This is a genomic window from Morganella sp. GD04133 (assembly GCF_029835375.1).
Classification (GTDB): domain Bacteria; phylum Pseudomonadota; class Gammaproteobacteria; order Enterobacterales; family Enterobacteriaceae; genus Morganella; species Morganella morganii_B.
In genome coordinates this window covers 14,867-32,901 of sequence record NZ_JAODZS010000011.1, presented here as the reverse complement: position 1 = coordinate 32,901, position 18,035 = coordinate 14,867, and the positions used below count along the sequence as shown (strand labels likewise).

General features: G+C 49.2%; 17 protein-coding genes. 10 read left to right on the top strand and 7 right to left on the bottom strand.

What is annotated here, in order from left to right; genetic code table 11:
* Positions 1-9: 9 nt before the first annotated feature.
* On the top strand, positions 10-1,056 hold the full coding sequence (locus N7387_RS06775) for an agmatine deiminase family protein (protein WP_279797906.1): 1,047 nt from the start codon (positions 10-12) through the stop codon (positions 1,054-1,056).
* Positions 1,043-1,501, top strand: a complete 459-nt coding sequence (locus tag N7387_RS06770; protein WP_279797905.1) for a GNAT family N-acetyltransferase — start codon at positions 1,043-1,045, stop codon at positions 1,499-1,501. The genes N7387_RS06775 and N7387_RS06770 overlap by 14 nt, the downstream gene beginning before the upstream one ends.
* On the opposite strand, the gene N7387_RS06765 is transcribed toward N7387_RS06770, so the two are convergent.
* Entirely contained in the window at positions 1,498-2,229 is a 732-nt protein-coding gene (locus N7387_RS06765) for a virulence protein (protein WP_262861961.1), read from the bottom strand. The two genes, N7387_RS06770 and N7387_RS06765, sit on opposite strands and share 4 nt — an antisense overlap.
* A 368-nt stretch (positions 2,230-2,597) precedes the next feature.
* Here N7387_RS06765 and N7387_RS06760 point away from each other — a divergent pair, with 368 nt between their 5' ends.
* Complete coding sequence (locus N7387_RS06760) at positions 2,598-4,331, top strand: ABC-F family ATP-binding cassette domain-containing protein (protein WP_279797904.1); 1,734 nt, start codon at positions 2,598-2,600, stop codon at positions 4,329-4,331.
* Positions 4,332-4,384: 53 nt separating this feature from the next.
* Here N7387_RS06760 and N7387_RS06755 read toward each other — a convergent pair whose 3' ends face one another.
* The 4 genes from N7387_RS06755 to prpR form a co-directional block, all read right to left on the bottom strand.
* Positions 4,385-5,398: a hypothetical protein gene (locus N7387_RS06755; protein ID WP_279797903.1), complete on the bottom strand. Its 1,014-nt coding sequence runs from the start codon at positions 5,396-5,398 to the stop codon at positions 4,385-4,387.
* Between the two features lie 14 nt (positions 5,399-5,412).
* Positions 5,413-6,495 (bottom strand): bifunctional DNA-binding transcriptional regulator/O6-methylguanine-DNA methyltransferase Ada, encoded by a 1,083-nt coding sequence (gene ada / locus N7387_RS06750; RefSeq protein ID WP_279797901.1) that lies wholly within the window; start codon positions 6,493-6,495, stop codon positions 5,413-5,415.
* A gap of 12 nt (positions 6,496-6,507) precedes the next feature.
* Positions 6,508-7,143 carry a DNA oxidative demethylase AlkB gene (gene alkB / locus N7387_RS06745; RefSeq protein WP_279797900.1) on the bottom strand — a complete coding sequence of 212 codons (636 nt, stop codon included), beginning with the start codon at positions 7,141-7,143 and terminating at the stop codon, positions 6,508-6,510.
* Between the two features lie 118 nt (positions 7,144-7,261).
* A complete protein-coding gene (prpR, locus tag N7387_RS06740; RefSeq protein WP_279797899.1) occupies positions 7,262-8,875 on the bottom strand; it encodes a propionate catabolism operon regulatory protein PrpR in 1,614 nt (537 codons plus the stop codon).
* Positions 8,876-9,149: 274 nt separating this feature from the next.
* Between prpR and prpB the strand changes: the two genes are divergently transcribed.
* The 4 genes from prpB to N7387_RS06720 all read left to right on the top strand — a co-directional run bounded on the left by prpB (position 9,150) and on the right by N7387_RS06720 (position 15,020).
* Positions 9,150-10,034, top strand: a complete 885-nt coding sequence (gene prpB / locus N7387_RS06735) for a methylisocitrate lyase (RefSeq protein WP_279797898.1) — start codon at positions 9,150-9,152, stop codon at positions 10,032-10,034.
* A 60-nt stretch (positions 10,035-10,094) separates the two neighbouring features.
* A complete protein-coding gene (gene prpC / locus N7387_RS06730; RefSeq protein ID WP_025153162.1) occupies positions 10,095-11,258 on the top strand; it encodes a 2-methylcitrate synthase in 1,164 nt (387 codons plus the stop codon).
* 26 nt (positions 11,259-11,284) lie between these two features.
* On the top strand, positions 11,285-12,736 hold the full coding sequence (locus N7387_RS06725; protein WP_015422721.1) for a bifunctional 2-methylcitrate dehydratase/aconitate hydratase: 1,452 nt from the start codon (positions 11,285-11,287) through the stop codon (positions 12,734-12,736).
* Between the two features lie 271 nt (positions 12,737-13,007).
* A complete protein-coding gene (locus N7387_RS06720; protein WP_279797896.1) occupies positions 13,008-15,020 on the top strand; it encodes an AAA-like domain-containing protein in 2,013 nt (670 codons plus the stop codon).
* A 75-nt stretch (positions 15,021-15,095) separates the two neighbouring features.
* On the opposite strand, the gene N7387_RS06715 is transcribed toward N7387_RS06720, so the two are convergent.
* Complete coding sequence (locus tag N7387_RS06715; protein WP_279797895.1) at positions 15,096-15,602, bottom strand: GFA family protein; 507 nt, start codon at positions 15,600-15,602, stop codon at positions 15,096-15,098.
* Positions 15,603-15,702: 100 nt separating this feature from the next.
* Here N7387_RS06715 and ydfG point away from each other — a divergent pair, with 100 nt between their 5' ends.
* From ydfG to N7387_RS06700, 3 genes are all read left to right on the top strand, one after another.
* A complete protein-coding gene (ydfG, locus tag N7387_RS06710; RefSeq protein ID WP_262882488.1) occupies positions 15,703-16,452 on the top strand; it encodes a bifunctional NADP-dependent 3-hydroxy acid dehydrogenase/3-hydroxypropionate dehydrogenase YdfG in 750 nt (249 codons plus the stop codon).
* 225 nt (positions 16,453-16,677) lie between these two features.
* On the top strand, positions 16,678-16,986 hold the full coding sequence (locus N7387_RS06705) for a DUF1283 family protein (protein ID WP_230061347.1): 309 nt from the start codon (positions 16,678-16,680) through the stop codon (positions 16,984-16,986).
* Between the two features lie 19 nt (positions 16,987-17,005).
* Positions 17,006-17,239 (top strand): DUF1161 domain-containing protein, encoded by a 234-nt coding sequence (locus N7387_RS06700; protein WP_347815230.1) that lies wholly within the window; start codon positions 17,006-17,008, stop codon positions 17,237-17,239.
* A gap of 75 nt (positions 17,240-17,314) precedes the next feature.
* Here N7387_RS06700 and bioD read toward each other — a convergent pair whose 3' ends face one another.
* Complete coding sequence (gene bioD, locus N7387_RS06695) at positions 17,315-18,004, bottom strand: dethiobiotin synthase (RefSeq protein WP_025153156.1); 690 nt, start codon at positions 18,002-18,004, stop codon at positions 17,315-17,317.
* Positions 18,005-18,035 lie beyond the last annotated feature (31 nt).

The window sequence follows — 18,035 nt, the reverse complement described above, 5'->3', positions numbered from 1 at the left end:
GGGTTAATTATGTTTATTCTGCCTTGTGAACACTTACCGCACGCCGCGACCTGGATGGCGTTTGGTGCAGACCCGTCCATCTGGTCTGCCTCTTTAGCAGAAAAAGTCTGTCGTAATCAGGCAGCCCTTGCGCTGGCAATTGCCCGCTTTGAGCCGGTAAATCTGCTGGTTACCCGCAAAAATAAAAAAACAGCACAACAACTGATGGGTGACACTGTCACTTATATTGAGTACCCGCTCGATGATATCTGGCTGCGCGACAGTGGCGCAAACTTTGTGTATGACACCGCAACAAAACGCCCTTCTGCTGTCAGTTTTAATTTTAACGGCTGGGGCAAAAAACAACCTGTAAAACGGGATGCCGGGGTCGCTGCGGTGATGGCAGAATACACCGGATTGCCACTTCATGTCAGTCCGCTGACACTGGAGGGCGGAGCCATTGAGGTTAACGGAAGCGGTACCGGTATTTTTACCCGCAGTGCCATTCTCAATGATAACCGTAATCCGGGTATCAGCCGTCAGCAGGCAGAACAGTGGTTGGCGCACGATCTCGGACTGAAAACTATTATCTGGCTGAATGGTATCCGTAATCATGATATTACTGATGCACATATTGATTTTTATGCCCGGTTTGTCAGTGAAAAATCACTGGTTATCGCGATGGAAAACAATCCGCAGTCATTTGAGTATGAAGTCACCCGCAATCACGCCGCTTCTTTGTATGCCGTGAAGCAACATACTAATCTGATTGATGAGATTCATATCCTCAGTAATCCGCTCACTACACGGGTTGACCGGATGAAATCGCCTGATTTTGCTGCCGGTTACATCAATTATTACCCCTGCAACGGCGGTATTATTGTGCCGGAGTTCGGTGACAGCGCCGCAGATGAACACGCGGCACAGTTGCTGGCATCGTTGTATCCCGGGCGAACCGTGGTTCAGGTAAACATTGATGCGATTGCGTCCGGCGGCGGCGGTATCCATTGTGTGACCATGCAGCAGCCGGATTTTACTTCCTTTAATACAGACGGACGGACACATGACACAAATTAACTGGCAGACAGCCGCCCTGCGCGATCTCCCCCCGCAGACACTCTACCGCCTGCTGGCGCTGCGCAGTGCGGTATTTGTGGTTGAACAGACCTGCTGTTATCTCGACCCGGACGGCGCCGATCTCACTGCACTGCACGTTTGGGCGGAACAGGACGGTGAAATTATGGCCTGCTGCCGTATTCTGCCGCCGGAAAACAGCACGGCACCGGCAGCTATCGGCCGGGTGGTGATCAATCCGCAATTCCGCGGAAAAAAACTGGGCTATCCGCTGATGGATGCCGCCGTTCAGGCGGTATACCGGCATTTCGGGACACGGCAAATTAATATCAGTGCCCAGGCGCACCTTACCGCGTTCTATAAAAAATGCGGCTTTACCGTCTGTTCTGAGGTTTATGATGAAGACGGTATTCCGCATTGTGATATGTTCCGCCCCGCTGCCGATTAATCCCGATCTGTCATCAGCCGGTAAAATGCGGATTCCGCTAACCGCTGATGGTCCGCCTCACAGCCCTCCCGCCCGCTGATAATTTCATTACGGTAGCTGGTAAATTGCCAGTGTGGCGGACGGATATCTGATAAAGGGTATTCTCCCGGCACAATTCCCCCCTCTGTCAGACGGTATTCAAGCCCGGTGATAAACCTGCGGATTTCACTGAGCAGCTCTGCGCTATAAGGATGTTCACCCGCAACAGGACGAACATATAACGTTATCTGGGCTCCGCGTTTGACTCTGCTGTCAGGCTCTGCCTGTGAAATATCCGTTATTTTCCATTTGTCACAGGGATTATTATCTGAAAACAGCGCTCCTGACAGCATAGTAACCGCTTGTGTAATCTGTGATTCATGCACACTCAAATGAAATTTATCACCTTCAAACCCACCAGCGCAGTGAGGTTTCTCTCTGCGGGCGCGGATGAATACATCACCACAATCATTAGATAAATGAAATCCGTTATGTCGGGAGGAATAACCACATTGTTGCAGCATCGGATAATCCGGCGCATTCTCTGCCTCTTTTATAAATGAAACCGGCATCTGTTTCATCTGTATCAATAAGGCATCAATATGCTGTTTCAAATAATTATCTGTCGGCAAGTGTGTTTTTTTATCATCTTTCTCCGGCTGGTTAAGCAGTGAAAAATCCAGTTTTAATCCGGTTCGCTTTAATGGCATGGTATCGTCCCTGTTATACAAAAGACGTTTTTATCATGATGCCACAGAGAAAAACGCCAAAAAATGACCTTTTACTCCGGAAGATTAAGGCAAATTAATCTCCGCCGTTGTCTGTTATTCGCGGGAAATGGTATGATATCCCCATCCATCAATTCAAAAAATAAATAAGGAGGCTAATTATGGTGTTAAGTTATGTGATTGAATTCTCACATTTCTTTGGTAATCGTCAGAACTCAGGCTTTTCTGTTAACGCTGTGCGTTAATCCTGCCTGAGTGAAGCTTTACTTAATTTAACATCCTTCCTCAGCTTACAGGGTTATCGCGTTTTATGACCCATGGCATTGTTATGCCTGAAATTTGAGTAAGCTATGAGCACATTATTATCAACCCGTAATCTGTCATTCCATCCCGGCCACACGCCACTGTTAACCGATATTTCTGTCGCCCTGAATCAGGGAGAAAAGATAGGCCTGATCGGGCATAACGGCTGCGGAAAAAGTACCCTGATGAAACTGTTGTCCGGTCAGCTGACGCCGGATGAGGGAACAATTACCCCGGCAAACCGCGTCGTTATGGCGTATATCGAGCAGCATCTGCCGGAATCCCTGAATACCCTGTCACTGGCGGATGCCGTGCTGGAGAAATTACCGGCGGAACAGCATCTGTCCGAAATGTGGCGGGCAGAAATGCTGCTGACAGAGATGGGGTTTGACCCGGTACAATGGCAATTGCCGGTCACCGCCCTGAGCGGCGGTCAGCATACCCGGCTGTTACTGGCGCGGGCGCTGATCAGCCAGCCGGATTTATTATTGCTGGATGAACCGAGCAACCATCTGGATCTGCCGACCATTTTGTGGCTCGAGCAATTCCTGAAAAACTGGCGCGGCAGCTTTATCCTGGTGTCTCACGATAACGCCCTGCTGGATCACGTCACCAACTGCACCTGGGTGCTGCGGGACGGTAACGTTTCGGTGTTCCGTCTGCCCTGCACACAGGCACGGGAAGCGCTGGCGCAACAGGATGAAAGTGATGAGCACCGCCACAATGCGCAGCAGAAAGAGATCGACCGTATTGCAGTAAGTGCCAAACGGCTGGCGATATGGGGAAAAGTGTATGATAACGAAGCCCTTTCCCGCAAAGCCAAACAGATGGAAAAACAGATAGACCGGTTGCAGGATGACCAGGTTGAGCTGGCGATCGGCAGTCAGTGGCAACTGAAACTGACCGGGGATGCCCTGCGGGCAGACCGGCTGTGTGCCTTTAATCAGTTATCTGTCGTTCCGGCAGAAAATTGTCCGCCGCTGTATGTGACAGACAATGTATCGGTGAAATCTGGTGACCGCATTGCGGTGATGGGCGCAAACGGCACCGGGAAATCCTCACTGCTGCGGATGATCTGGTCGCAGTCTCAGAAACCGGAAGTCACACTGCCGGACAGCCCGCTGGTACTGCATCCCCGTGTACATTTGGGGTATTACGATCAGAAACTGGCGCAACTGCATGACAGTGATTCGCTGATGGATGCACTGAAGCCATTCGCGTCACTGATTGATGAGCAACGGAAAATGGCACTGATCAGCGCCGGTTTCCCGTATCTGCGTCATCAGCAGACGGTGTCTGCGCTGAGCGGCGGAGAACGGGCACGGTTGTTGTTTGTCGGACTGAGTCTGGCCAATTATTCCCTGCTGATGCTGGATGAGCCGACCAACCACCTGGATATGGACGGAAAACGGGCGCTGGCAGAGGAAATCAGCCGGTTTGAAGGTGGTCTGATTCTGGTCAGTCACGACCGGGAACTGATCGAAAAAAGCTGTAACCGCTTCTGGTATATCGATGGTAACCGGCTGACGGAATACCACGATTTGGATCAGGTCTATGATGCTATCCGCGCCCTGAATACCGATTCCGTCAACAGCACATTACCGGCAGCTCCTGAGCCGTCAGTCCCTGTCTGTGATGAAGAAGATTCACTGGCGGCGCTGATTTCACTGGAGGAAAAACTGGCGGCAGATTTACAGCGCAAACCTGCACATCAGAAACCGGCTCTGCAACAGCAGTGGCGCGAACAGATTGCGCAACTACGGGATGAACTGGGGCTGTAACACAGCCATAATAAACGCAGGCCGTTACGTTTTTTGTAACGGCCTTTTTTGATTTATTTTTTCAGCCCGCCCGCGTCCAGCCACCCTTCTGTAACCTTGCCGGTGACCGGATGAATATAACGGCCATGAACAAATCCCTGATATGGCTGAGGGCGATCCACCCAGATCACATCATCTTTCACCACAAAATCCGCAACGTCTGTAATACATTCCTTATCAGGCGCATCAAAAAAACGCAGGCGATTTTGTGTCACGCTGTATTTATATGAGGACGGTTTACTGTTTTTCAGGCCAGCCTGATACTGTTTATCCGCGTTTTCGGTTGCCGCATCGCACAGAACATCCTGTGAGGCCAGCCGGTTAACATTAATCCAGCCTTGTGCATTGCCGTACGCCACCAGCAGCCAGCCCTCTTTTTCCCCTTTCACCGGTTCGGTGGCCCGTAATCCGACCACCTGAAGCACATCCCCCGGCACCACAAAGGCATTATCATTGCGGCACTGTTCTGCCGGTGCTGCATAAAAATAAGCCCGCCCTTTGCCGGTGACCCGCCACGCCGGCGACATGGCAATAAAGGGTTCTAACCGGATCGTACTGAGGATCTGCTGACACGTTTTCTCTTTTTTCAGGCAGGATTGCAGCCGCTCACCCTGTACCGCACTGAACGTCAGCGGGACGGGATGCTCCACATCCGCCCCTGTCGCCGTCAGGGTATTGTCTTTGATATTGTACGTCACCCAGCCCAATTGCCCGGCACCCGGTGACGCCGGCGAAGGCATTTGCCCTGTATCAGAGAGCTGAATGGCCAGCTCATTAATATCCCTGTTTTCAACATAAATCCCCAGTCTGTCTGCGGTGACCTTTTCCGCACGGACAAGCGCGTGATTACTGCCCGCAATCAGCTTTATCAGTTCCCGGTCACAGTCAAACAGCGGGCCGGAAGCTGCTGCCGCAACGGTTCCGTCATCGTCTGCGGTGACTTCAGCCGTTGCAGGTGCCGCGGCGGCGATCACCGGCAGGGCGGCAAAAAATAAACTGTTCCGTAATGCTGTTATGCGAAAACGCATCCGTACTCCTTAACTTAACCGATTTCCTGCTGCAATGCCTCGCGCTGCAACAGACGTTTTTTCCGTTCGATCCCCCAGCGGTAACCCGCCAGCTCCCCGCCGGTTCTCACCACCCGGTGGCACGGGATAGCGACTGCCAGACAGTTAGCTGCACAGGCACCGGCCACCGCTCTGACCGCTTTTGGTGAGCCGATTCGCTCCGCAATTTCCCGGTAACTGACAGTGGTACCGGCGGGGATGGACTGCAATGCCTGCCAGACCCGGCGCTGAAATGCCGTTCCCCGGATATCCAGCGGCAGATCAAGTCCGGAGGACGGTGCCTCCACAAACCCGATAACCCGTGAGACCACCTGTTCAAACTGCGTGTCGCCGCCGACCAGTTCCGCATTGGGAAACTGATCCTGCAAATCCCGTAACAGCGCTTCCGCATCATCCCCCAGCAGGATGGCACAAATGCCTTTTTCACTCTGTGCTACCAGGATATCCCCCAGCGCACATATCGCCAGGGCAAAGAAAATCCGCGCCCCTTTGCCGCCTGCCCGCCAGCTTTTCGGGGTCATGCCAAGCAGTGTATCAGACGATTCATAAAACCGGCTGCCGGAACTGAAGCCGGATTCGGCGATTGCGCCGGTGATTGTCGTCTGTTTTGTCAGTTGTTCCCGCAGTTTATCCCCGCGATAGGCTTTTGCCCATGCCGCTGGTGTCAGCCCGGTATGTGACCGGAAAAGACGGTGAAAATGAAACTGACTCACGCCGCACAGTGCAGCCAGCGCTGCCAGTGATGGCAGCGGTTCGCCGTTATCGATCCGCGTTTCCAGTTCACGGCAGGCCAGCACCACCTGTTCCGCATGGCGCTGCGTCATAGCCTCACCGCTGCGCTGACGGCGTTTTCCGGCGCGGTAGCCGTGAGCCTCCGCCGCTTCCGGTGTGGCAAAAAATTCGGTATTTTCCCGTTTCGGCAACCGCACAACAGTAGACGGAAATCCCCATGTCTGTGTGGTTTTCACCGCATACACAAACAGCGTATCGGCTGTTTTATCCCGGGCAACCAACGCCGCCCAGCACGCATCGTCTGAAAGTATTGTCTGTTTTGTCATCCTGTTTCTCCGTTACCGCGCGCAGCGGAAGGTCAGATTAAACCGCCGGGCACCCGCAAGCGGATGCACCCCGGCCCTTACCGGACGGACAGCATGGTAATTCAGACGGGAACGACCACCCCACACCAGTACATCTCCGTGTTCAAGCGCAAAGGTTTTCAGGGGATGATGCCGTTCACTGCCGCCGAACTGAAACTGCACCGGCAAACCGAGTGAAAATGACACAATCGGCTGTCGGCGATCCGGTTCATCCCTGTCCTGATGCAGTGACATACCGGCGCCCGGCGCATAACAGTTAATCAGACAGCTGTCCGGCGAAAATCCGTGAAACCCGGCATGTGCCGCCGCCAGCTGCGACAGTGACAAAAATATATCCGGCAGCGGCGGCCACGGATTGCCGGTCAGCGGATCGGCCGGGGAGTAGCGGTAACCTTTGGCATCAGAAACCCAGCCGTATGTACCGCAGCTGCTCATGGCTGCGGACATCCGGTATCCGCCGGGCGTCTGCATATGGCGGAACGGTGAAACGGCGGTCAGGCGGCGGATTTCCGCCAGCAGCATCTCGTCCTCATCACTGAGAAAACCTTTCAGCAGATACGCATCGGGAGCCACGGCAAGCGGTTCATCGTGAGCAAAGAGATCTGACATAACGCCTCCGTTCTGTTTCCTGTGTCTTTCCGGTGATGACAGTATTGCAGGCCGGATACAGACAAACACTCCGGCTCTTGCTTTTCAATTCTGAGGCACAGTATAAGGCGGCGGACAGTCAGGATGAAGTATTCTGTTCCTGTTTCAGACGACGCCATAAGGTGGTACGGCTGATCCCCAGCCAGTCAGCGGCGGCGCGGCGATCGCCCCGGAAACGGGCTACCGCTTCTGTTGCCGTGGCGGTATTTACCGGTTCCGGCGGGAGATCAGCCACCGGGGCGGGAGCAATCGCCGTGCGCCGTTCAGGAGAGAGTGTCAGTAATAATGATTCTGTAATAATTTTATCCGGATACGCGCTGCAATACAGCGCCACCCGCTCCATCAGATTACGCAGCTCGCGGGCATTTCCCGGCCAGCGGTAGTGATAGAAAAAGTCACTGCATGCCAGAATCTGTTGCAGATGGCTGCGGTGCAGCGGCAGATCCAACTCAGCAAACGCCAGTTTGAGCAATTTTTCTGTCAGTAACAGGATATCCGCCCCGCGGTCGCGCAGTGCCGGAAGCTGCAGACGCAGTACCCCCAGCCGGTAAAACAGATCCGCGCGGAATGTGCCCGCAGCCACCCGGTTATCCAGGTCATTATGAGTCGCGCAAATCACCCGCACATCCACGGTAATCGGTTTATAGCCGCCGATACGCACAATGGCGCGATCCTCCAGTACCCGCAGCAGACGGGTTTGCAGCGACACCGGCATTTCACCGATTTCATCCAGAAACAGTGTACCGCCGTCCGCTGCCTCAAATAATCCGGCACGGCCGCCCCGCCGCGAGCCGGTAAATGCGCCCTCCTCATAACCGAATAACTCCGCTTCCAGCAGGCTTTCAGGGATAGCCCCGCAGTTCACCGCCACAAACGGCGCAGTGCGTTTCATCCGCCGGTGTTTGTGAAACAACGTATATTCATGATGAATGGCTTGTGCTGCCATTTCTTTACCGGTGCCGCTTTCCCCCTGGATCATCACTGTCGCTTTCGAGCGTCCGAACAGCGTGATGGTTTCCCGTACCTGTTCCATCACCGGCGAGGTACCGAGAATGTCATTCAGTGTATGGCGGACATTCAGAGAGCCCGCTACCGGCAGCGGCATGTTCTGCGGCTGGTCGCGGATACGCGTCAGTTCTATCGCATCGGTGAATGCCCGCCGGACGGCATCATTGGAATAAATGAAAATGCAGGTCATGCCGCACTCTGCCGCGATATCGGTAATCAGCCCCGCCCCCACCACCACCGAAATACCGTCCGCTTTCAGGGCAAGACAGGCTGCCCGTGCGTCTTCGGCGGTCACATAACTGCGCTGTTCAATCTGCATACCGAAACTCTGTGCCAGCGAGTCCAGTGCCGGAAACGTATTGCGGTAATAAATGAGGCCGATGCGCGGACTGAGCTGCCGTGCCCGTGCCAAAGCCTGCATGATGTCAAACCCGCCCGGTGCGGCGACAATCACCGACACCGGCAAATGCTGTTTCAGATACGCACCGTTAGAGCCTGCACTGACAATCGCATCACAGCGTTCTGTTTTCAGCCGTTCGCGAATCGCCTCCACCGCAGCATCAAACCCCAGATTAATCGCACTGATACTGGCACGGGCACTGAATTCGGGGCTGATATCACGGAACAGGGTAAAAAGACGTGAAATAGAAACCGTCCAGATCACCGGTTTGTCGCTCTGAGCCATGTGTTTCGCCCCTGTTTCAGGTGTTTCAAATGTTTCATTTATATTTCACGAAACACATTAACAGCTATTTTGAAACATAAATAGCATCACCATCACAGAAAGCTAACATCCTGCTTGTCAGACAGAATCGGCAAATTCTATAGTGGGCACCGTAATGACAGGATAAATACGCCAAATGTGTGATGTATCTCGCGTTTTAGTTACCTTACCCGGCTGATTGGCATAGCGATTGCTTTATAACATCTGAGTATCAAACTAATAACAAGGTGAATATATGGCTCTTTATTCCGCAGGACGCGCATTCCGCGACGCTGTACAGTCTGAATCCCCGCTGCAGCTGGTCGGTGCTATTAATGCCAACCATGCTCTGCTGGCAAAACGTGCAGGTTATAAAGCGATTTATCTCTCCGGCGGCGGTGTTGCCGCAGGCTCTCTGGGTATTCCTGACCTGGGCATTTCCACACTGGATGATGTACTGACGGATGTCCGCCGTATTACGGATGTGTGTGATCTGCCGCTGCTGGTGGATGCGGATATCGGTTTCGGCCCGTCAGCCTTTAACGTGGTGCGCACCGTGAAATCCCTGATCAAAGCCGGGGCTGCCGGGATGCATATTGAAGACCAGGTCGGCGCAAAACGCTGTGGTCACCGCCCGAACAAAGAAATCGTCTCAAAACAGGAAATGGTTGATCGCATTAAAGCCGCAGTCGATGCACGGACTGATGATAATTTCGTGGTGATGGCGCGTACCGATGCACTGGCGGTGGAAGGTCTGGAATCCGCGCTCGACCGCGCACAGGCGTATATCGAGGCCGGTGCGGATATGCTGTTCCCGGAGGCGATTACAGAGCTGGCAATGTATCGTCTGTTCACTGACAAAATCCGTGTGCCGGTGCTGGCAAATATTACCGAGTTCGGTAAAACGCCGCTGTTTACCCTGGATGAGCTGCGCAGCGTGAATATCGCTATCGCCCTGTACCCGCTCACCGCCTTCCGCGCCATGAACAAGGCTGCTGAAAATGTCTATAACACCCTGCGCCGTGAAGGCACGCAACAGAGTCTGATTTCACAGATGCAGACCCGTGAAGAATTATACCAAAGCATTAACTACTACGATTATGAAGATAAGCTCGACGCACTGTTTTCGCAGAAAAAATAACCTCTGAAAGATAACGCGAAGCAGGTTGTACACTCACTATAATAATAAGGATCACCCGTCATGAATGAACAACTTAGCAAACCTGAACCTGCACTGAAGAAAGGCAAAAAATCCGTCGCACTGTCCGGCGTCGCTGCCGGCAATACTGCACTCTGTACTGTGGGGATTAACGGGAACGACCTGCATTACCGCGGTTATGACATTCTGGATTTAGCCACACAATGTGATTTTGAAGAAGTCGCTCATCTCCTGATCCATGAAAAACTGCCGAACGCGGCAGAACTGGCCGCTTACAAGGCGAAACTGAAATCACTGCGCGGCCTGCCGCACAGTGTGAAGAAAGCCCTGGAAGCACTGCCTGCCTCTGCCCACCCGATGGATGTACTGCGTACCGGCGTGTCTATTATGGGTTGCGTCCTGCCGGAGAAAGAAGGCCATCCGTTATCCGGTGCCCGTGATATCGCCGATCGCCTGCTCTCTTCCCTGACCTCCATGCTGCTTTACTGGTATCACTATGCGTTTAATGATCGCCGCATTGATACCGAAACCGATGACGACACCTGCGGCGGCCATTTCCTGCATCTGCTGCACGGCAAAAAACCGTCTGAAAACTGGGTGCGTTTTATGAACTCCTCGTTCATTCTCTATGCAGAACATGAGTTTAACGCCTCCACTTTTGCTGCCCGTGTTATCGCCGGTACCGGGACCGATTTTTACTCCTCCATTACCGGGGCGATTGCCGCACTGCGCGGACCAAAACACGGCGGTGCCAACGAAGTGTCTCTGGAGATCCAGAAACGTTACAGCTCACCGGATGAAGCTCAGGCTGATATTCTCGCCCGCCTCACCCGCAGTGAAGTGGTGATGGGCTTCGGTCACCCGGTGTATACCATTGCTGATCCGCGTCACCAGGTTATCAAAGCGATTTCCCGTGAGTTATCCGAAGAAGCGAAAGATTTCCGTCTGTTTGATATTGCGGATCGTATTGAATCCGTGATGTCTCAGCACAAGAAGATGTTCCCGAACCTCGACTGGTTCTCAGCGGTGGCGTATCACCTGATGGGGGTACCGACCGCTATGTTTACCCCGATTTTTGTTATTGCCCGTTCCGCAGGCTGGGCTGCACACATCATTGAACAGCGTCTGGATAATAAAATTATTCGTCCGTCCGCCAATTACACCGGACCGGAAAACCAGACCTTCGTACCCCTTAAAGCGCGCTAATTATTAATTAAAAAGGAAGATAAAGTATGTCAGCATCTTTTACCCCGCAGCATCAAGAGTACGACAAGGTCATTCAGGACATCACTGATTATGTTCTGAATATGGACATCAGCAGTGATCGCGCTTATGACACCGCGTATTACTGCTTCCTGGATACCCTGGGCTGCGGCCTGGAAGCCCTGGAATATCCGGCGTGCAAAAAAATGCTCGGTCCTGTTGTGCCGGGAACCATTGTTCCGAACGGCGCCAAAGTGCCGGGTACCCAATTCCAGCTGGATCCGGTTCAGGCAGCCTTCAATATCGGTGCCATGATCCGCTGGCTCGATTTCAATGACACCTGGCTGGCGGCAGAATGGGGACACCCTTCTGATAACCTCGGCGGTATCCTCGCGGTCGCAGACTGGTTGTCCCGTGAAGCGATTGCCAAAGGCAAAGCACCGCTGCCGCTGAAACGCGTACTGACCGCCATGATCAAAGCCCATGAAATTCAGGGCTGCCTGGCGCTGGAAAACTCATTTAACAAAGTCGGCCTTGACCACGTTGTGCTGGTGAAAGTTGCCTCCACCGCCGTTGTCGGTGAAATGCTGGGGCTGGATCGTGAGCAGTTACTGAGCGCAGTTTCCCATGCGTGGGTGGACGGACAGTCCCTGCGTACCTACCGCCATGCGCCGAATACCGGTTCACGTAAATCCTGGGCAGCCGGTGATGCGACCTCCCGTGCGGTGCGTCTGGCGCTGTTCGCGCAGAAAGGCGAAATGGGCTATCCGACCGTGCTGACCGCCAAAACCTGGGGTTTCTATGACGTGCTGTTTGACGGCAAGCCGTTTAAATTCCAGCGCGATTACGGCTCTTATGTGATGGAAAACGTGCTGTTCAAGATTTCATTCCCGGCAGAATTCCACTCTCAGACCGCCGTTGAAGCAGCAATGACACTGCATCACAAACTGGCGGCACTGGGTAAAACTGCGGATGATATTGAGAAAGTCACTATCCGCACCCATGAAGCCTGTATCCGTATTATCGATAAACACGGCCCGCTGAATAACCCGGCTGACCGTGACCACTGTATCCAGTACATGGTGGCGGTTCCGCTGATCTTCGGTCGCCTGACCGCAGCGGATTATGAAGATGGGATCGCGTCAGACAGCCGCATCGATGCACTGCGTGCCCGCATTCACTGTGAGGAAGATACTGCATTCACCCGTGATTATCATGATCCGGAAAAACGCTCTATCGCCAACGCCCTGACCGTGACCCTGAAAGACGGTACCGTGCTGGATGAAGTGGTGGTCGAATATCCGGTCGGGCACGCCCGCCGCCGTGAGGAAGGCATTCCGCTGCTGCTGGCGAAATTCCGCACCAACCTGGCGCGGATGTTCCCGGAAACGCAGCAGCAGCGCATTCTGAATGCAGCCCGTGATCGTAAAACACTCGAATCCATGTCAGTCAGCGAGTTTATGGATCTGTTTGTTATTTAATTTCTCTGCTCGGCAACGCAGAAACATTACCACCCGCTATGCGGGTGGTTTTCTTTTAAAAAAAACACACTAACAGAAACCAGTAATGTAAAACAGACGATATAAGAGAATAAGAAACATATTTTAGTGAAAAACATTAATTAATGGTGTGAGATATGTCTTATCTGATATAATAAACTAATTTACTAAAATGCTAGAATATATTATATCAATATAATTAATTTTGTTATAAGATTCCAACATTAATATTTTTAATGTATTAGGTCTGCTTATGATGAATGTAAATGAAGATAAAATAAAACCAGGAAAACACCCTTCAGTTAGAGATAGTCACTTTAGTCAACAAGAAAAAAATATAATCAATGTATTATCTAAAGAATTTTATGTTACAAATGGTGGTTCTGTAATAACACTAACGGCTAACAGTAAGTATAAATTTATACTGCTGAGACCCACTGATATTTATGTAGAAATGTTTAATCTAGATAGAGAAATAATTGTCCTATTTAGTGATTATAGTAATTTTCAATCACGGACCCTTGATGCCATTGAACAAGCAGGAAAGCAAATATCCTCACTTCGAGTTGATAAAACATGTTGTATACTTATAAGCAAAGATAAAGATATTGAAGAAAATATTAGTGAACTAATAAAAAAGGAACCTGAAACAGCAAATATAATTCCATTTACCTATTCTGAGACAGAAAAAGGTAGTGGTGATAGTTATTTTTTTAGGAATAGAGTTCAAAAATATTTGTATAATAGAGACTTATTTTCTTTTGAAGCACCATTAAAAACAGACTGGCTTTTTTTTGGAAGAAATGAAATAATTTTATCAACAATAAATAGAATGAAAAGTGGGAATAATGCGGGTATTTTTGGTTTAAGAAAAACAGGGAAAACATCGTTAATAAATGCTATTTCTCGTAACTTACAAAAAAATGATGAAATCACTACAATAATTGATTGTCAAAACCCATCTCTCAATAAAAGAAAATGGAATGAAGCCATCTACTATATATGTAAAAAAATAAAGGAAAATAATTATATTAATTCAACTTTACCAAATGAGTCTGATTTTACTGAAAAAAACGCTACAGAATATTTAACTACTTTTATCAAAAGTGTAAATAAAGAAAAAAATAAAAAGGTATTTATTATATTTGATGAGATAGAAAATATATCACGGATAACATCCCCAACAGAACATTGGAGATCCGGCATTGATTTTGTCTATTTTTGGCAAGCAATGAGAACAACCTTTCAAACAATTGGTATAAATTTATCTTATCTAATCGTAGGAACCAATCCATCTTGTATTGAAGCACCGAAAATAGAATGTTCAGATAACCCATTATTTAACCACTTTACACCAACATATTTACCTGGTTTTGATGTGCGAGCAACTAGAGATATGATCAGAAGAATAGGTCGAAGGATGGGAGTGAATTTTGAGGAAGGTATATATACAAATATTAATGATGAATATGGTGGACATCCTTTTTTAATTAGACAGGTTTGTAGTATTATTGCAAAAAAATCATTTAATCAAAAAAAACCGGTTACTGTAGGAAGAATATCCTATAGAGATGCTATCGCTGAATTTGGTGATAATAGTTTCAACTATTTGGAAATGATTATTGGTGTATTAAAAGAGCACTATATTGATGAGTATGAATTACTTATAAACTTAGCAAATGAAGATATCGCTTCATTTAATGAAAACGCAATGAAAAAACAAAACTCATTAACTCACTTACTTGGATATGGAATATTAGGGAAAGAAAATGATTCATATTATTTCATAATAGAGTCAATGAAAAAATACTTACTAAATATTAAAAAATATGAAAAAAAAGAAACCACCATTGAACAAAGATGGTCTGAAATATCAGAGAGGCGTAATTTAATAGAAACAAAATTAAGAGTAATAATAAAAACAACATTAAAATCAATGTATGGCGAATCAGCCGCTAAAGATGCAATATTAGATATTTTAGGGGGTCGTAGAAAGTTAGAATACAAAGATAAAAGCATTAATGATTTATTTAATCCCAATACATCAACAATCTACTTTGAAGACTTGCGAAAAATAATATCAAAAGAGTGGAGTTCTTTTGAAAATATTTTTATAAATTCAAAGAAAGATACTTTTGAATCAATGGGGTTTATAAATAAATACAGATCAGATGCACATGCAAAAGATATTTCTATCGAAGAATTTAATCTCTTTAGAATAAATGCAAGTAAAATAGAAAAAGACATTTCCTCTTATTTTTCATAAAGAAAGATAACTATCAGCCCAGGGGTTTCCCTGGGTTTATTTTTAATATAAATAAATTCATTAGTAATAATAATTTTATTCAGCTTCAAACATCGCCAGAATATCCTGCTCAGTCAGCATCGGCGTTTTTTCCGCAAAATTGTAATATGCCGGTTTGCTGTCGGTATAAATCTGCATCGAGAGGCGGGATTCTGTTGTCTCCCCCAGCAGTGCCGCAGAGACATAGTACTGATCTGCCGGTTTCAGGTAATAAAACAGGTGTGTCCCGCACTCGCGGCAGAAACAGCGGTCACCCCACTCAGAGGAGTGATAACGGGTGATATGTTCCTCACCACTGAGCGTAACATCACTGCCGCAATCCACAGACATAAACGGTGCGCCATTCCATTTTCTGCACATGCCGCAATGGCAGACAGAGACACCGTGCACCGGTTTTGGCACCGATACTGTTACTTTACCGCACAAACATTGACCCTGAACCATGTTCTGTCTCCTGTATATAATCAGGTTGTCATTGATTAACTTCCGTGTTTTTCCGTGATGAAAACTGCAAAACGGAATCTGTGACCCGCTTTCTCTCATGCAGACACGATACACTATCAGAATATTACCACCGGTATTATATCGCTATGGTTATTGTTATTTTTTCCGGGGATCCCCGCTGACAGAATCGGAGTATGTGATGATTGTTTTAATTACAGGTGCAACAGCAGGTTTTGGTGAGGCATTTGCCCGCAAATTTATTGAGAATGGCCATACCGTTATCGGTACCGGTCGTCGTATTGAGCGCCTGGCGAAACTGCAAAAAGAGTTCGGAAGCCAATTTTTCCCGCTGGCACTGGATATGACAGACAGCCCGGCGGTCGATAACGTGATCAGTTCACTGCCTGAATCCCTGCGCGACATTGATGTACTGGTCAATAACGCCGGTCTGGCGCTGGGCATGGAAACCGTTGACAAAGGTAACCCGGCAGAATGGGATGTGGTGGTAGACACCAATATCAAAGGGCTGCTGCATATGACCCGCGCTATCCTGCCGGGTATGGTGGAAAGAAACCGTGGTCATATCATTAACTTAGGCTCAACAGCCGGATCATGGCCGTATGCCGGCGGTAACGTTTACTGCGGAACCAAGGCGTTTGTCCGTCAGTTCAGCCTGGCACTGCGTGCCGATCTGGCCGGTAAAAAAATCCGGGTGACTGACATTGAACCCGGCATGGTTGGTGGTACCGAGTTCTCCGGCATCCGCTATCGCGGGGATGAGGAAAAAGCGGCGAATACCTATAAAAATACCGATCCGCTGATGCCGGATGATATCGCGGAAGCGGTTTTCTGGGTTGCAACATTGCCGCCGCACGTAAATATTAATACTATGGAAATGATGCCGGTCTGTCAGTCATTCGCCGGGCTGAGTGTGCACCGCGAAGGCTGAAACCACCACAAAAGATAAGCCGGTATCCGTATAATCAGGTAATTTTCTTAAATTACCTGAAATTATCGCTGAAAAACGTTGTCTTTTATTGGTGCATTAATACACTTTGCTATAATGCACACGATCAGAATGACGTTTGCAGGTTTGAACTTTGAGGAAAACACGACAATGACTAACTCCATGCTCAGAAAGTGGTTTATCGCGACCGCCTTTGCTGCACCTTTCATGTTTGCAGCTCATGCAGGCGCGGCCACCACCAATTGTAGCCCCGGCAGCACTTGTGTGATCAGCGGCGGCGATACTGCGCTTGAAAAAGAAAGAGCACGTCAGGAAAAAGAGCAATGGGATGATACCCGCTCTCTGCGTCAGAAGGTCAACCGCCGTGCTGAAAAAGAGTTCGATAAAGTTGACCGTGCTATTGATGCTGAAGATGCATGCTTAAAAAGTTCGGTTGTTACCGCGTATTGGGAACCTAATACGCTGCGATGCCTTGATGCAAATACAGGGCGTGAAGTTTCCACTGGCTGGAAATAAAGACATTTAAGGATAAATGATGAAAAAACTGATTGCGCTCAGTGCTGTTCTCTTTGCCGTTGCACCCGTTATGGCGCAGGCATCCTGTGAAAGTGTGACTGAGGAAATTTCGCAAAAGATCATCAGCAATGGTGTTTCTGCTGACGGTTTTACGCTGACTGTGGTTCCGGCTGAAGAAGCGGCACAGGCAGAAGGTCAGGTTGTGGGTAACTGCGACAACGAAACTCAGAATATTATTTATCTGCGTAAATAATAACTCGCTGTCAGGTTTTGACCATGAAAAAGGGCTGATTTGTTTATCAGCCCTTTTGTATTTCTGACCGGAGACTCAGGACGCCGCTAATGCCTCACCCCAGAGCATCTCAATCTGCTCTTCATTGAGGTAATGCGACAGTTCCCGCTCTTCCGGACGCAGCAGATACGGGATCTCGCCCAGCAATGGTGCCGGTAAATGTGTCAGTAAGCGATCCATAACCTGTGCGTAGTGTGATAACCCCGGGTTTATCCGGTTTGCAATCCAGCCGATAATCTCCAGACCATCATTTTTAATGGCTTCGGCAGTCAATAATGCATGGTTCACACAACCGGATTGGATCCCGACGACCAGGATCACCGGCAGTTTCTCTTTTTTTACCCAATCGGATAAAAAAGTCTCGTTATTCAGTAAATAACGCCATCCGCCGTTCCCTTCTACCACAACCTGATCCGCCAGATGACTTAATTTTTCCAGACCCTGCGATAACGCAGGAAACTGAACGTCTGCGGTTGTCTGGCCATAATTACTTTCCAGCATCACCGGGTTAATATCCTGATAAGAAACATCAACTGATGATGAATCATGCAGGATCATCGCGTCACGGTTACGTTTGCCGTTCAGTGTGTCGTGGTATTCTGTCGCGATTGGTTTATAGCCAACGACAGATTTACCCAGGCGGTTGATGGCTTGCATTAAAGCCCGCGTCGCAACAGTTTTGCCGATATTCGTATCTGTGCCGGTTATAAACAAGCGCCTTAACATAGGTGTTCTTCCGTTATATCAAGAGGTGCGT

Excerpts from the sequence above, each read along its gene's own strand:
- N7387_RS06775 (WP_279797906.1), top strand. The coding sequence starts at position 10 with ATGTTTATTCTGCCTTGTGAACACTTACCGCACGCCGCGACCTGGATG.
- N7387_RS06770 (WP_279797905.1), top strand. The coding sequence starts at position 1,043 with ATGACACAAATTAACTGGCAGACAGCCGCCCTGCGCGATCTCCCCCCG.
- N7387_RS06765 (WP_262861961.1), bottom strand. The coding sequence starts at position 2,229 with ATGCCATTAAAGCGAACCGGATTAAAACTGGATTTTTCACTGCTTAAC.
- N7387_RS06760 (WP_279797904.1), top strand. The coding sequence starts at position 2,598 with ATGAGCACATTATTATCAACCCGTAATCTGTCATTCCATCCCGGCCAC.
- N7387_RS06755 (WP_279797903.1), bottom strand. The coding sequence starts at position 5,398 with ATGCGTTTTCGCATAACAGCATTACGGAACAGTTTATTTTTTGCCGCC.
- ada (WP_279797901.1), bottom strand. The coding sequence starts at position 6,495 with ATGACAAAACAGACAATACTTTCAGACGATGCGTGCTGGGCGGCGTTG.
- alkB (WP_279797900.1), bottom strand. The coding sequence starts at position 7,143 with ATGTCAGATCTCTTTGCTCACGATGAACCGCTTGCCGTGGCTCCCGAT.
- prpR (WP_279797899.1), bottom strand. The coding sequence starts at position 8,875 with ATGGCTCAGAGCGACAAACCGGTGATCTGGACGGTTTCTATTTCACGT.
- prpB (WP_279797898.1), top strand. The coding sequence starts at position 9,150 with ATGGCTCTTTATTCCGCAGGACGCGCATTCCGCGACGCTGTACAGTCT.
- prpC (WP_025153162.1), top strand. The coding sequence starts at position 10,095 with ATGAATGAACAACTTAGCAAACCTGAACCTGCACTGAAGAAAGGCAAA.
- N7387_RS06725 (WP_015422721.1), top strand. The coding sequence starts at position 11,285 with ATGTCAGCATCTTTTACCCCGCAGCATCAAGAGTACGACAAGGTCATT.
- N7387_RS06720 (WP_279797896.1), top strand. The coding sequence starts at position 13,008 with ATGATGAATGTAAATGAAGATAAAATAAAACCAGGAAAACACCCTTCA.
- N7387_RS06715 (WP_279797895.1), bottom strand. The coding sequence starts at position 15,602 with ATGAGAGAAAGCGGGTCACAGATTCCGTTTTGCAGTTTTCATCACGGA.
- ydfG (WP_262882488.1), top strand. The coding sequence starts at position 15,703 with ATGATTGTTTTAATTACAGGTGCAACAGCAGGTTTTGGTGAGGCATTT.
- N7387_RS06705 (WP_230061347.1), top strand. The coding sequence starts at position 16,678 with ATGTTTGCAGCTCATGCAGGCGCGGCCACCACCAATTGTAGCCCCGGC.
- N7387_RS06700 (WP_347815230.1), top strand. The coding sequence starts at position 17,006 with ATGAAAAAACTGATTGCGCTCAGTGCTGTTCTCTTTGCCGTTGCACCC.
- bioD (WP_025153156.1), bottom strand. The coding sequence starts at position 18,004 with ATGTTAAGGCGCTTGTTTATAACCGGCACAGATACGAATATCGGCAAA.